The organism is Profundibacter amoris (assembly GCF_003544895.1).
Lineage (GTDB): Bacteria > Pseudomonadota > Alphaproteobacteria > Rhodobacterales > Rhodobacteraceae > Profundibacter > Profundibacter amoris.
Genome location: NZ_CP032125.1, coordinates 2,975,127 through 2,987,673 on the forward strand (window position 1 = coordinate 2,975,127; position 12,547 = coordinate 2,987,673).

Below are 12,547 nucleotides of genomic sequence, written 5' to 3' on the forward strand. Positions count from 1 at the left end.
GAAAACCGCAAGGATTGCCCATGACCGATACACTGGAAACCCTGACCGCCGCCCTGCTTGACGCCGCCAAAGCGGCTGGCGCGGATGCGGCGGATGCGATTGCGGTTGACGGCACTTCGGTTTCCATCGACGTGCTGAACGGCGCGCTGGAACATGCCGAACGATCCGAGGGCACCGACATCGGCCTTCGGGTGCTGATCGGTCAGCGGCAGGCCTGCGTTTCGGCCTCCGACACCAGCCGCGAAACCATCACCACCATGGCCGAACGCGCCGTGGCCATGGCACAGGTCGCCCCCGAGGATGACAGCATCGGGCTGGCCAGCCCCGACCAGTTGGCGCAAAACTGGGATGTCGCCGCGCTTGATATGTTCGACCCCGCACCGGAACCCGACCCCGCCACCTTGCAGGATTTTGCCCAACGCGCCGAAGCCACCGCACTGGCTGTGGATGGCATCACACAGGTCGAATCCGCCAGCGCCGGATACGGCCAGCGCCAGATGCACCTTGCCACCAGCAACGGCTTTTCCGGCGGCTATAAACGCAGCAGCATCCACACTTCTTGCGTGGCAATCACCGGCACCGGTGCCGATATGGAGCGCGATTACTACGGCGATGGCCGCATCTATGCCTCCGATCTGGAAAGCCCCGAACACATCGGCGCAATGGCTGCCAAACGCACGCTGGAACGCGCCGGTTCCCGCCAGCCCCCCAGCGGCGCCTTTCCCGTGCTGTATGACGAACGCATCGCCTCCTCGCTGATGGCCCATCTTCTGGCCGCGATCAACGGCTCGGCCATCGTGCGCGGGTCCTCGTGGTTGCGTGACGCGATGGGCAAACAAATTCTGCCCGCCACCCTGTCCCTGATCGAGGATCCGCACCGCCCCCGCACCGGATCATCGCGCCCGTTTGACGGCGAAGGCCTGCCCACCGCGCGCCGTGCCATCATTGATGACGGCACGCTGACCGGCTGGACGCTGGACCTTGCGACCGCCCGCAAACTGGGGCTGCAAAGCACCGCCAACGCCGCGCGCGGCACCTCGGCCCCGCCCTCGCCCAGCACCGGCAATATTACCCTGACCCAGGGCGACAAATCCCGCGCTGACCTGATCCGCGATATGGGCACCGGCCTGCTGGTCACATCATTGATCGGCAGCACCATCAACCCCACCACCGGCGATTATTCCCGCGGGGCGGCAGGGTTCTGGGTGGAAGGCGGTGAAATCCGCTATCCGGTGAACGAATGCACCATCGCCGGAAACCTGCGCGACATGCTGTTAACCCTGACCCCCGCAAATGACGCCCGCACCCATCTGTCCCGCGTGGTGCCCTCGCTTTTGGTGGAAGGACTGATCATTGCCGGAAAATGATGACCTGATGCTGCTGATCGGCGCGGCCCACGCCAGCGCCGACATTGCCCGCAAGTTCTGGAAACAATCGCCCGAAACATGGGACAAGGATGCTGGCGCCGGACCGGTGACCGAAGCCGATCTGGCGATCGACAAGATGCTGCACGCGGATCTGCGCGCCGCGCGGCCCGATTACGGCTGGCTGTCCGAGGAAACCGAGGATGACACCGCCCGCCTGAAACACGATCACGTCTTTATCATTGATCCCATCGACGGTACTCGCGCCTTTATCGAAGGCTCCAAAACCTTCGCCCACTCACTGGCGGTGGCCTACAAGGGACAGGTCACCGCCGCCGTGGTATTCCTGCCGATGCTCGATAAACTCTACGTCGCCACCAGCAACATGCCCGCGTCCCTGAACGGTCGCCCGATTGCGCCCAGCCAGCCAAAACCGGAGCAAACCCCGACCGTTCTGGCCACCAAATGCAACTTCAATCCGGACCGCTGGAAAAACGGCACGCCCCCTTATGAACGCCACATCCGTGCGTCTTTGGCATATCGCCTGTGCCTTGTCGCCGAAGGGCGCTTTGACGCCATGCTGACCCTGCGCCCGACCTGGGAATGGGATGTCGCCGCCGGCGCCCTGATCGCACAAAAGGCGGGTGCCATTGTCACCGATAAAACCGGCACCAAACCGGTATTCAACACCCCGCAAGCCCAGTTGAACGGCATCTTTGCTGCAGGTCCTGTACTGCACAAAGCCATCCGCAGCGAACTGGCCTGACACATTACTGTTCCAGAAATATCCGCGCCGCAGGCATAGAATCTCTTTCTCGCCCCGCGCCAATCCACTACTGTCCCCGCAAACCGGACACAAACCATATCGGAGCGAACACCCATGACCCAACGCCTGCACCTCGTCTTTGGCGGCGAACTGATCGACCCCACGAAGAACGCCTTCAAAGACGTGAACGACATCCATATCGTCGGCATGTTCCCCAATTACGAAACCGCCTATAACGCCTGGAAGGCCGAGGCCCATCGCACGGTCGACAACGCCCATATGCGCTATTTCATCGCCCATATCCACCGCCTTCGGGACGAAAAGATCGAAGCCTCGCCCACCGAAGAGCTGGACGGCTGATAGGCAGGGAATGTCCCGATGTCCCTTGGCCTGAAAATCTATCTTGCGAATGCAAAACGCGCCGGTGCGCGGGCTTTGCAGGAACAACAGGCCCATGGTGATACCGCCCAAAAACGCCTTGCCCGACCCGCCGGGCAACTGGTCTGGCTACATGCCTCCAACGCCGAAGAAATCTCGCCGGTGCAGGAACTGATCCGCGCATTGGCGGCCGAGCGTAATGATGTTTCCTTTCTGGTGACAACACCGGAAAACACACCGGTCGATCTGCGGTTTCAGGACAGTTGCGATCAGCCCTGCCTGCATCTGCCTGCCCCCGCTGACACCCCGCAACATGTGGCCGGATTTCTGGATCACTGGCAGCCGACAATCGGCATTTGGGCCGGATCCACCCTGCGCCCGGCTTTGCTGGTGGAAACCCACGTCCGCAATTTGCCGATGATGATGGTCGACGCCCGCTGCCGCGCCCGTATCGACGGGCGCAAACGATGGAAAACCGGGATGATCATCGCCCTGCTGGCCCTGTTTGACCGTATCCTTGTTGGCAAACCCGAAGTCGTCCGGCGGCTGGTCCGGCAAGGGGCAATTCCCGAAAAAACCCAAGCCTGCGGCCTGCTTGAGGAAGGCACGACAACCCTGTTTTGCGATGACAGGGATCGCGATGATATGGCGGCCCTGCTGGCGGCCCGGCCTGTCTGGCTGGCCGTAAAAACAGTCGATGGCGAAGGCCCTATCGTCGCCACCGCCCATCGTGCCGCCAGTCGCCTGTCACACCGCCTGTTGCTGGTCATCTCGCCTATGGACAGTGCCAGCGGGGACGCATTGGCAGAAAGCCTGACCAAGGACGACTGGCTGGTCGCCCAGCGCTCAAAAGGGCAGGATCCGGACGAACATATCCAGATTTACATCGCGGATACACCGGATGAACTGGGCCTGTGGCTACGGCTTGCACCTGTTTGCTTCATGGGCAATTCACTGGTCAAGGGTGGCAAGGGCTGTTCCCCGTTCGAGGCTTCGGCGCTGGGATCGGCCATCCTGCATGGCCCGTTTGTCGACTCCTACCGCACCGGCTATGCCCGTCTTGACACCGCCGGTGCCGCCCGCGAGGTGCGTGATGCCGCCCATCTGGCCACCAATCTGCAAGAATTGCTGGCCCCCGACATTGCCGCCGCGATGGCCCATGCGGGCTGGGCCATATCCACCAGCGGCGCCGAGGCCGTTGACCATACGGTCGGCCTGATCCTGCAAACCCTTGCCAAAGCCGAGGAGAAATAATGCAGCCCCCCCGCTTCTGGTTCACCCCCGCAAACCGCCCCGCACTGATGGCCCGCCTGCTGTCACCGCTGGGCACGATCTATGCCAAAGCCACAGCCAAACGTGTGGCGCAACCGGCGCAATACCATGCGCCAGTGCCGGTGATCTGTGTTGGCAATATCAATGCGGGCGGCACCGGCAAAACCCCGACTGCCATCGCCATCGTGCAACGTCTGCAAGCCGCTGGCCACACCCCGCATGTGGTGACGCGCGGTTATGGCGGCTCCTTGCAGGGACCGGCCCAGGTGGACGAGACCCGCCACATCGCCGCTGAAACCGGCGACGAGCCTTTGCTTCTGGCAGCCTTTGCCCCCACATGGGTGGCCAAGGACCGCGCCGCAGGGGCCAAAGCCGCTGTGGATGCGGGCGCCGGTATTATTGTGCTGGATGACGGGTTCCAGAACCCCGCCCTGCACAAGGATATTTCCGTCGTGGTGGTGGATGCCGCCATCGGGTTTGGCAATGGCCGCGTGCTGCCCGCCGGCCCCCTGCGCGAGCCGGTTGCCACGGGGCTGGCCCGCGCCGATATTCTGGTATCCATTGGCGGTGAATCCCAACAAGCCGCGTTTCGGCAGGCGTGGGGTGATAAAATCAACCTGCCACATCTGACTGGCCGTCTGGCCCCGCTACAAACCGGGATTGAGTGGCAGAACCAGCCCGTGCTGGCCTTTGCCGGTATCGGCCATCCGGCCAAATTCTTTGCCACCCTGCGCGGGCTTGGCGCTGATCTGCTGCACGCCGAAGCCCTAAGCGATCACCAGCCCCTGACCGCCGCCCTGATGAAACGTCTGGCCTTCGAGGCCAAGGCACTGGGCGCGATCATGGTCACCACCGAAAAAGACGCCGTGCGCCTGCCCGCCGATTTTCGCGCCGAGGTGGTGACATTGCCGGTGCGTCTGGAAATCGCCGACTGGAGCGCGTTCGATGCCGCGCTCGCAGCCGTTACCCGATAGGCCTACTCGGCTTCGGCCAGCTTCGCATCCAGAGCTGCCGAGAAATCCTCATAGCTCATGTTGGAATACTTCTCGCCCTGAATCAGAAACGACGGGGTTGAATCCATGTTGTCGCGGGTGAAATTCTGCTGGTACCACGACACAAGGGTTTTCACATTGTCCTCGTCGCTGAAACAGGCGTCCAGCTGTTCGTTGGTCATGCCCGCTGTCAGGCCAACTTTGCGCAGGTTATCGACCACAGCCGCCGGATCGCCTTCGCCCAGCCATGCCTTCTGGTCTTCCATCAAAATATCGGTGATCCCGAAATAACGCATTTCGCCACCGCAACGCGCCATCAGGCTGGCCCACAGGCCGTATTTGTCAAAATAGGCTTCGCGGAAAATGAAACGCACCTTGCCGGTATCAATGTAGTTTTTCTTGATCCCGGGCAGCACGTTTTGATGGAAAGTCGCGCAATGCGGACAGGTAAAGCTGGCATATTCAACCACCGTCACCGGTGCGTCCTTGTCCCCCATCGCCATTTCGACAACGCTGGATGTATCAATCTCGTCCGTGGTTTCGGCCATGGCCGCGCCAAATCCGGCATCGGCTGTTGTGCCTGGTAGCGCGTTATTGGAGTTCAACCAATATGCCCCGCCTCCGGCCAAAGCCAATGCACCTGTTCCGATGAATACCCTGCGTTTCATAGACAATCCTCTTTTTAATGTTCATTACGGGATATAATGTTTGCACCCAGCGCTGCAAGAGCGTCGCGCAAACCGTCATCCGCGATCGGTTCTGCCACCTTGCGGGCGGCCTGTTTGGTTTCGGGGGTTGGCAGGGCCGGATTGGCCTTGGGGGCGGGGGCAAATTGCGCCTGCCCTTCGGCAAATCCGACCGGCGCCGTCTGGGTGATACGCACCTTGGCAATCGCGCTGTAGCCGTAACAGGCATTCACCCGCTCGCGCAGCTGTTCCTTTTGCATTTCCAGCATCGGGGCCTGCGCACCTGTGGTCAGGATGGTCAATGTCGCGCCAAGGGTGTCGCGACCATATTTTACATGCACGGGGCGGGCCATGCGGGCAATATCCTCGCCCACGATTTCCGGCCAGTGGGTCAACAGACGGCTGACGGCAAAGCCCCGCGATTCGCCGGCGGTGCGGATACGCTCGCGCAGCAGGCTCGAGGTGCGTTGAAACCCCTTGTTGCCGTATCTTCGCTGTTTATATCCGGTTGTTTGTTTCACATCGTCTTTCCGTTGGCTCGCGGCTATTCTAGACAGGTTGGGGCAGGGTGCCAGAACAATAGCACAAAAGGGCAGATAAAGTTTGCGTGAGATGGAATTAAGCGATGCTTTGCTGGGCTGGTATGACACCCACGCCCGCGCCCTGCCGTGGCGGGTGCCGCCGGACGAATCGCGTGTTGGCATGTTGCCCGATCCCTATCACATCTGGCTGTCCGAGGTGATGTTGCAGCAAACCACCGTCACCGCAGTTGTCAAATATTTCCACGCCTTCACCACCCGCTGGCCCACCGTTCACGATCTGGCAGCGGCCAAGGATGCCGAGGTGATGGGGCAATGGGCCGGTCTGGGCTATTACGCCCGCGCCCGCAACCTGTTGAAATGCGCCCGCATGGTGGTGGCCGATCATGGCGGGGTCTTCCCCGAGACCCGCGACGGGTTGCTATCCCTGCCCGGTATCGGCCCCTACACCGCCGCCGCCATCGCCGCGATTGCCTATGGCCACAGCGAAACCGTGGTGGATGGCAATATCGAACGGGTAATGGCGCGACTGTATGATGTGCATACGCCCCTGCCCGTGGCCAAACCGGAATTGACGGCCCTTGCCGCCATCCTGACCCCGCAAGACCGTGCAGGCGATTATGCCCAGGCCGTAATGGATTTGGGCGCCACCATCTGCACCCCGAAATCCCCCGCTTGCGGGCTTTGCCCGTGGTCGTCCGCCTGCAAGGCCCGCGTCAATGGCACCGCCGCCGACCTGCCCAAACGCGCGCCGAAAACCCGCAAACCCACCCGCTATGGCATTGCCTATATCGCGCGCCGCAACGATGGTGCATGGCTGCTGGAACGCCGCCCCGACAAAGGGTTGTTAGGCGGGATGCTGGGCTGGCCCGGCGCGGAATGGGGGGCGAAGCCTATCGCACAACCACCGCTGAATGCCGACTGGCAAACACTGCCCGCCGAAGTGCGCCACACCTTTACCCACTTCCACCTGCGGCTAACCGTTCAAATGGCCACCGTTGCCGATGAAACCCCCGATACAGGCCAGTTCCTGCCCGCCGACCAATTCAGCCCCGATGACCTGCCGACCGTCATGCGCAAAGCCTATGATCTGGCCAAGGATCGCCTGATAGCGGATTGAGTTCCCAGCCAACCTGTGCCTAGATACCCCAAACGCGCCAGAGTGATGGAGACATGTATGACCAGTATCAGTCAGGTCGCAAAACCCGCATCCGCGTTGCCGTTCTGGATATCGCTGGGCGCCGTGCCGCTGGCCCTTGTCGGCGCGATTTATGGCGGCAGGTGGACGGTTCTGCTGGCGTTTTACGGCTGGACGGCGGCCTCGGTTCTGGACGCGCTGCTGGGTCTGAACGAAAACAACCCCGATACAGAAACAGACGAGGCCGACCTGTTCTGGTACCGCCTGGTCACGCTGATCTGGTTCCCGATCCAGTTTGCACTGATCTTTGGCATGATCTGGTGGACGGCGAATACCACCCACCTGTCCCTGCTGGAAAAGATCGTTCTGTTCTACGGCGTTGGCGCGGTTTCGGGCAGCACCGGCATTGTCTATGCGCATGAATTGATGCACCAGAAAACCCGTCTGGAACGCTGGCTGGCCGATCTGCTGCTGGCCACAGTGCTTTACAGCCATTTCCGCAGCGAACACCTGCTGGTGCATCACATCTATGTCGGCACCCCGCGCGATGCGGTGACCGCGCGCTATAATGAGGGGTTTCATCAGTTTTTCCCACGCGTGCTGCGCGAATGCCCCGCCTCGGCATGGCAGGCCGAAAGCAGAATGCTGGCCCGCAAGGGGCTGGGAGCGTTCCACCCCTCCAACCCGTTCTGGCGCTATGCGGTTCTGCAAGCAGCGGCGCTGGTTCTGGCGTGGTATCTGGGCGGCTGGGCCGGTGTCGGGTTCTTCCTGTTCCAGGCGTTCATCGCCATCTGGTATCTGGAGCTGACCAACTATGTCGAACACTACGGATTAACCCGCAAACATCTGGGTGACGGGCAGTATGAGCACGTCAAACCGCACCATTCATGGAACGCGGCGCATACCGCCTCGAACTGGTTGCTGATCAACCTGCAACGCCATTCCGACCACCACTACAAACCGGCCCGCCGGTTCCCGCTGTTGCAAACCTATTCCGAAGCAGACGCGCCGCAACTGCCACGCGGCTATCCCCTGATGACGGCGCTGGCGATGATGCCCCACCTGTGGCGCCGCCGCATGAACCCGCGCGTGCGCCAATGGCGGGCGATGTATTATCCCGAAATCACCGACTGGGAGCCGTATAAAAAGGGCACCACGCCGCTACCGCGCTAGGGGTCAAATATCCAGTACCCGCCCCGATGTCAGCCCGTTCACCTTTTCCACAATCGCCGCCGCATCAATACCGTAGTGGTGGTACAGATCGCCAATCGTGCCGGTCTGGCCGAAGTGCTCGACCCCCAGCGGGATTGTCCGGTGCCCCTGCACCGCCCCCAGCCACGCCAGAGTGGCCGGATGCCCGTCAATCACCGTGACAATCCTGCAATGCGGCGGCAGGTCCGCCATCAGGGTTTCGATATGCCCCCGCGCCGCCGCCTGCCCGCGCGAGCGCGCCCGTTGCGCCGCCGTCCAGCCCGCGTTCAACCGGTCCGCCGATGTCACCGCCAGCACCCCGACATCACGCCGCCCGCCGCCAATGATACCGGCCGCCTTGATCGCTTCGGGGGCGACAACCCCCTGATAGGCAATCACAACCTCGCAATTCGGCCCCGGTTTGCGCAGCCAGTAGGCCCCGTCGATGGCCCCCTGCCTGAAATCCTGATCCACCCGTTTTCCGGGCTGTTCCAGCGGATTGGTGGACAGGCGCAGATAAACCGAGCCGCCGGTTTCATCGCGCAGCCATGTGCGCTCGTCCGGATCCGGCTCGCCGTCCTTTTGCATATATTCAAAGGCCCATTGCATGATCACCGCCAGCTCATCGACAAAGGCAGGCTCGAACGCGGCAAGGCCATCCTGCGACATGCCGATCAGCGGCGTGCCCACCGATTGATGCGCACCCCCTTCGGGCGACAGGGTGATCCCCGACGGGGTGCCCACCACAATGAAACGGGCGTCCTGATAGCAGGCATAGTTCAGCGCATCCAGACCACGGCACACGAAGGGGTCATACAGCGTGCCAACCGGCAGCAGGCGTTTGCCAAACAGGCTGTGCGACAGCCCCGCCGCGCCCAGCAGCAAAAACAGGTTCATCTCGGCGATACCCAGTTCGATATGCTGGCCCTCGGGCGCGAAATCCCATTTGGCGGTTGAGGGGATGTTTTCGGCGCGAAAGGTATCTTCCAGTGGCTGGCGGGCAAACAGTTTGCGCCGGTTCACCCAGGGGCCAAGGTTGGTGGTGCCCGTCACATCGGGCGAGGTGGTGACGATCCGCTGCGCCAGCTTGCTGTCCCCGCGCGCCAGATCGTCCATGATCTTGCCAAAACCCATCTGCGTCGACATCTCGCGCCCCGTGGCCAGCGCAATATCGGGCACCGGTACAGCGTCATCATGGAAACGCCGCCGGCCCTTGGCGAAAAACGGCGCCTGATCCAGAAACCCTTGCAAGGCGGGCACGTCCGGAACCGTGGCGAACGGCTCCCACTCCTGCCCCTCGGGCACCCCCATGTGTTTTTGCCAATCCGCCATCTGCGCGTTGGTCATCAGCCCGCCGTGGTTGTCCTTGTGTCCGGCAATCGGCGTGCCCCAGCCCTTGACCGTATAGGCCAGAAAACAGACCGGCCGGTCGTGATCGATGCTGGCGAAAACCTCGCTCATGGTTTCCACGCAATTGCCGCCAAGGTTCTCCATCAGCGCGGCCAGTTCCGCATCACTGCGCGATTCAATCAGCGCCGTGACGTCCCCCTGATCGCCCCGATCATCCAGCAATCGCTGCCGCCACACAGCCCCGCCCATATAGGTCAGCGCCGAATACATCTGGTTGGGGCAGTTGTCGATCCAGTCGCGCAATGCCTCGCCGCCCTTTTCGCGAAACGCCGCCCGCTGCAAACTGCCGTATTTCACCCGCACCACATCCCAGCCGAAGGCATCGAATATCTTTTCGATCCGCGAAAACAGCCCCTCGCGCACGATCCCGTCCAGCGACTGGCGGTTATAATCAATCACCCACCAGACATTGCGCAGATCGTTTTTCCACCCCTCCTGCAAGGCCTCGTAAACATTGCCCTCGTCCAGTTCCGCATCCCCCACCAGCGCCACCATCCGGCCCATCGGCAGATCACGGCCCCAGTCCTTGGCCTTGATGTAATCCTGAATGATCGCCGCAAAGGATGTCATCGCCACCCCCAACCCGACCGAGCCGGTCGAGAAATCCACATCATCCACATCCTTGGTGCGGCTGGGATAGCTTTGCACGCCACCAAAGCCGCGAAAGTTCCGCATCTTTTCCAGCGGCAGGTTGCCCATCAGATATTGCATCGCATGAAAGACCGGCGAGGCATGGGGTTTCACCGCCACCCTGTCCTGTGGCCGCAGCGCGCTGAAATAGAGCGCCGTCATAATTGACACCATCGACGCGGACGAGGCCTGATGCCCGCCCAGTTTGATCGCGTCCTCTTTCGGGCGGATGTGGTTGGCGTGGTGGATCATCCAGTGCGACAGCCAAAGCAGACGTTGTTCGATGGTTTTCAGGTGGGATGTGGTCATTTGTTCGGAATCCATGATTGCGGGGGTTGCCGGATTATACCGGTTTGGCCGATAGTGTGTCCTTGCTATTTCACCCCATGAACAGGTATTCCTTGGGTTAAATCCCTGCATAAGGAATATATCGTAGTGAATACCCCCAACATTGACGAATTTGACGTGAAAATCCTCAGGGCTTTGCAGCTGGACGGCCGCATGTCCGTGCAGGAACTGGCCCAGACCGTCGGCCTAAGTGCGACGCCGGTTTCGCGGCGGGTGAAAAAGCTGGAAGATGCGGGCGTGATCCACGGCTACAGCGCCCTGATCGACGAAACATTACTGGGGTTCGGGGTGTCTGTGTTTGTCTCGGTCCAGTTGGACAAACAGGTGGACGAAGCATTGGCCGTGTTCGAGGCCAGCATCAAGGAATTTCCCGAAGTGGTGGATTGCTGGCTGATGACCGGCAATCGCGATTACCTGCTGCGCATCGCTACACGCGGGTTGGCGGATTTCGAACAGTTCATGACCGGCAAACTGACCAAAATCCCCGGCGTTGCCTCGCTTGAATCCTCGATCCCGTTGCGACGTGTCAAATCCGGTCTGGCGCGCACCCCATAAAGGAACGCCCCCGAAATCTTCAAATGATAGCTGCGGAAAGCAAACCTATCCCCTTGCACCCGTCATTTTGCAAAAATGACAGCGCCCGACCTCCCCACGGAGGGCGCTACGCGGCGTTGCACCTGATTGATAGATAAATGATTTACGTAACCCGTCCGGCAAGTGGAACATGTTGCGCCACGCACCCTCCAGGTCGGGCGCTGCCATTTTTGCGCGTTGGTTCAATTTGCATAGGTCACTTTCAAAGAAAACAGCTACAGCATCGCCGGAACCACCTGATCGGGCGGGCGGTGGCCATCGGCAAATGTCTTGATGTTGATGATCACCTTCTCGCCCATCTCGGCGCGCCCCTCGACCGTGGCCGACCCCATATGCGGCAACAGAACCACATTTTTCAATGCCTGCAAACGCGGGTTGATATCGGCCCCGCCCTCGAACACATCCAGCCCCGCACCGGCAATTTCACCGGCCCGCAGCATCCGCGTCAGGGCGTTTTCGTCGATCACTTCCCCGCGCGAGGTATTGACGATCACCGCATTGTTCTTCATCAGCTTCAGACGCCGTGCATTCATCAGATGGAAGGTGCTGGGCGTATGCGGGCAATTGATCGAAATAATGTCCATCCGCGCGACCATCTGGTCCAGACTTTCCCAATAGGTCGCTTCCAGCTCGGATTCGATATCGGCATGTAACCGGTGGCGGTTGTGGTAATGCACCTGCATCCCGAAGGCCGCTGCGCGTCGCGCCACCGCCTGCCCGATCCGGCCCATACCCAGAATACCCAGCCGCCGGCCACCCAGACGCCCGCCCAGCATCGCGGTCGGGGACCAGCCCTGCCAGTCGCCGGATTGCATCAGGGCCAGCCCCTCGGGAATCCGCCGCGTCACCGCCAATATCAACGCCATCGTCATATCGGCGGTGTCCTCGGTCACGACACCGGGGGTGTTCGATACCAGCACCCCGAGCTGGCGGGCGGTCTGCACATCGATATGGTCAATCCCCGCACCGTAATTGGCGATCAGCCGCAGCTTGTCCCCCGCCTGTGACAGCATCGCCGCATCAATCGTATCGGTCAGGGTAGGCACCAGAACATCGGCCCGTTTCATCGCCGCGACGATTTCATCGCGGCTCATCGGGGCATCGGATTCGCGCAGTTCCACATCGAACAATTCCTTCATCCGGGTTTCGACAACCTCGGGCAACCGTCGCGTTACAACAACACTCAATCGTTCAGCGGGCATGATGCACTCCCTTAATATCTTTCTTTGACGCAGATTT

General features: G+C 61.2%; 12 protein-coding genes. 8 read left to right on the forward strand and 4 right to left on the reverse strand.

What is annotated here, in order from left to right; all coding sequences use genetic code 11:
• The first annotated feature begins 20 nt into the window (after window positions 1–20).
• The 5 genes from BAR1_RS14850 (at window position 21) to lpxK (ending at window position 4,754) form a co-directional block, all read left to right on the forward strand.
• Window positions 21–1,367 carry a TldD/PmbA family protein gene (locus BAR1_RS14850; protein ID WP_118943750.1) on the forward strand — a complete coding sequence of 449 codons (1,347 nt, stop codon included), beginning with the start codon at window positions 21–23 and terminating at the stop codon, window positions 1,365–1,367.
• Complete coding sequence (locus BAR1_RS14855) at window positions 1,354–2,130, forward strand: 3'(2'),5'-bisphosphate nucleotidase CysQ (protein WP_118943751.1); 777 nt, start codon at window positions 1,354–1,356, stop codon at window positions 2,128–2,130. Before BAR1_RS14850 ends, BAR1_RS14855 begins: the two co-directional genes overlap by 14 nt.
• Before the next feature lie 114 nt (window positions 2,131–2,244).
• Window positions 2,245–2,490 (forward strand): DUF4170 domain-containing protein, encoded by a 246-nt coding sequence (locus BAR1_RS14860; RefSeq protein ID WP_118943752.1) that lies wholly within the window; start codon window positions 2,245–2,247, stop codon window positions 2,488–2,490.
• An 18-nt stretch (window positions 2,491–2,508) separates the two neighbouring features.
• The gene (locus BAR1_RS14865; RefSeq protein ID WP_118943753.1) at window positions 2,509–3,762 is read left to right on the forward strand and encodes a 3-deoxy-D-manno-octulosonic acid transferase; all 1,254 of its coding nucleotides are present in this window, start codon (window positions 2,509–2,511) and stop codon (window positions 3,760–3,762) included.
• Window positions 3,762–4,754 carry a tetraacyldisaccharide 4'-kinase gene (lpxK, locus tag BAR1_RS14870; RefSeq protein WP_118943754.1) on the forward strand — a complete coding sequence of 331 codons (993 nt, stop codon included), beginning with the start codon at window positions 3,762–3,764 and terminating at the stop codon, window positions 4,752–4,754. Before BAR1_RS14865 ends, lpxK begins: the two co-directional genes overlap by 1 nt.
• Window positions 4,755–4,756: 2 nt before the next feature.
• On the opposite strand, the gene BAR1_RS14875 is transcribed toward lpxK, so the two are convergent.
• Entirely contained in the window at window positions 4,757–5,440 is a 684-nt protein-coding gene (locus BAR1_RS14875; protein ID WP_118943755.1) for a DsbA family protein, read from the reverse strand.
• Between the two features lie 14 nt (window positions 5,441–5,454).
• Window positions 5,455–5,979: a DUF721 domain-containing protein gene (locus BAR1_RS14880; protein WP_228408566.1), complete on the reverse strand. Its 525-nt coding sequence runs from the start codon at window positions 5,977–5,979 to the stop codon at window positions 5,455–5,457.
• 82 nt (window positions 5,980–6,061) lie between these two features.
• Here BAR1_RS14880 and mutY point away from each other — a divergent pair, with 82 nt between their 5' ends.
• Window positions 6,062–7,117, forward strand: coding sequence for an A/G-specific adenine glycosylase (gene mutY / locus BAR1_RS14885; RefSeq protein WP_407681518.1), 1,056 nt, complete (start codon window positions 6,062–6,064; stop codon window positions 7,115–7,117).
• 57 nt (window positions 7,118–7,174) lie between these two features.
• Window positions 7,175–8,308 (forward strand): alkane 1-monooxygenase, encoded by a 1,134-nt coding sequence (locus tag BAR1_RS14890; RefSeq protein WP_118943758.1) that lies wholly within the window; start codon window positions 7,175–7,177, stop codon window positions 8,306–8,308.
• Between the two features lie 3 nt (window positions 8,309–8,311).
• Here BAR1_RS14890 and BAR1_RS14895 read toward each other — a convergent pair whose 3' ends face one another.
• Window positions 8,312–10,675 carry a 1-deoxy-D-xylulose-5-phosphate synthase N-terminal domain-containing protein gene (locus tag BAR1_RS14895; protein WP_118944502.1) on the reverse strand — a complete coding sequence of 788 codons (2,364 nt, stop codon included), beginning with the start codon at window positions 10,673–10,675 and terminating at the stop codon, window positions 8,312–8,314.
• A 126-nt stretch (window positions 10,676–10,801) separates the two neighbouring features.
• Here BAR1_RS14895 and BAR1_RS14900 point away from each other — a divergent pair, with 126 nt between their 5' ends.
• The gene (locus tag BAR1_RS14900) at window positions 10,802–11,269 is read left to right on the forward strand and encodes an Lrp/AsnC family transcriptional regulator (RefSeq protein WP_118943759.1); all 468 of its coding nucleotides are present in this window, start codon (window positions 10,802–10,804) and stop codon (window positions 11,267–11,269) included.
• 254 nt (window positions 11,270–11,523) lie between these two features.
• On the opposite strand, the gene BAR1_RS14905 is transcribed toward BAR1_RS14900, so the two are convergent.
• Window positions 11,524–12,510, reverse strand: a complete 987-nt coding sequence (locus tag BAR1_RS14905; RefSeq protein WP_118943760.1) for a 2-hydroxyacid dehydrogenase — start codon at window positions 12,508–12,510, stop codon at window positions 11,524–11,526.
• Between the last annotated feature and the right edge of the window lie 37 nt (window positions 12,511–12,547).

Coding starts and splice junctions, on each gene's coding strand:
- BAR1_RS14875 (WP_118943755.1), bottom strand. CDS start 5,440: ATGAAACGCAGGGTATTCATCGGAACAGGTGCATTGGCTTTGGCCGGA.
- BAR1_RS14865 (WP_118943753.1), top strand. CDS start 2,509: ATGTCCCTTGGCCTGAAAATCTATCTTGCGAATGCAAAACGCGCCGGT.
- BAR1_RS14850 (WP_118943750.1), top strand. CDS start 21: ATGACCGATACACTGGAAACCCTGACCGCCGCCCTGCTTGACGCCGCC.
- BAR1_RS14895 (WP_118944502.1), bottom strand. CDS start 10,675: ATGACCACATCCCACCTGAAAACCATCGAACAACGTCTGCTTTGGCTG.
- lpxK (WP_118943754.1), top strand. CDS start 3,762: ATGCAGCCCCCCCGCTTCTGGTTCACCCCCGCAAACCGCCCCGCACTG.
- BAR1_RS14905 (WP_118943760.1), bottom strand. CDS start 12,510: ATGCCCGCTGAACGATTGAGTGTTGTTGTAACGCGACGGTTGCCCGAG.
- BAR1_RS14890 (WP_118943758.1), top strand. CDS start 7,175: ATGACCAGTATCAGTCAGGTCGCAAAACCCGCATCCGCGTTGCCGTTC.
- BAR1_RS14860 (WP_118943752.1), top strand. CDS start 2,245: ATGACCCAACGCCTGCACCTCGTCTTTGGCGGCGAACTGATCGACCCC.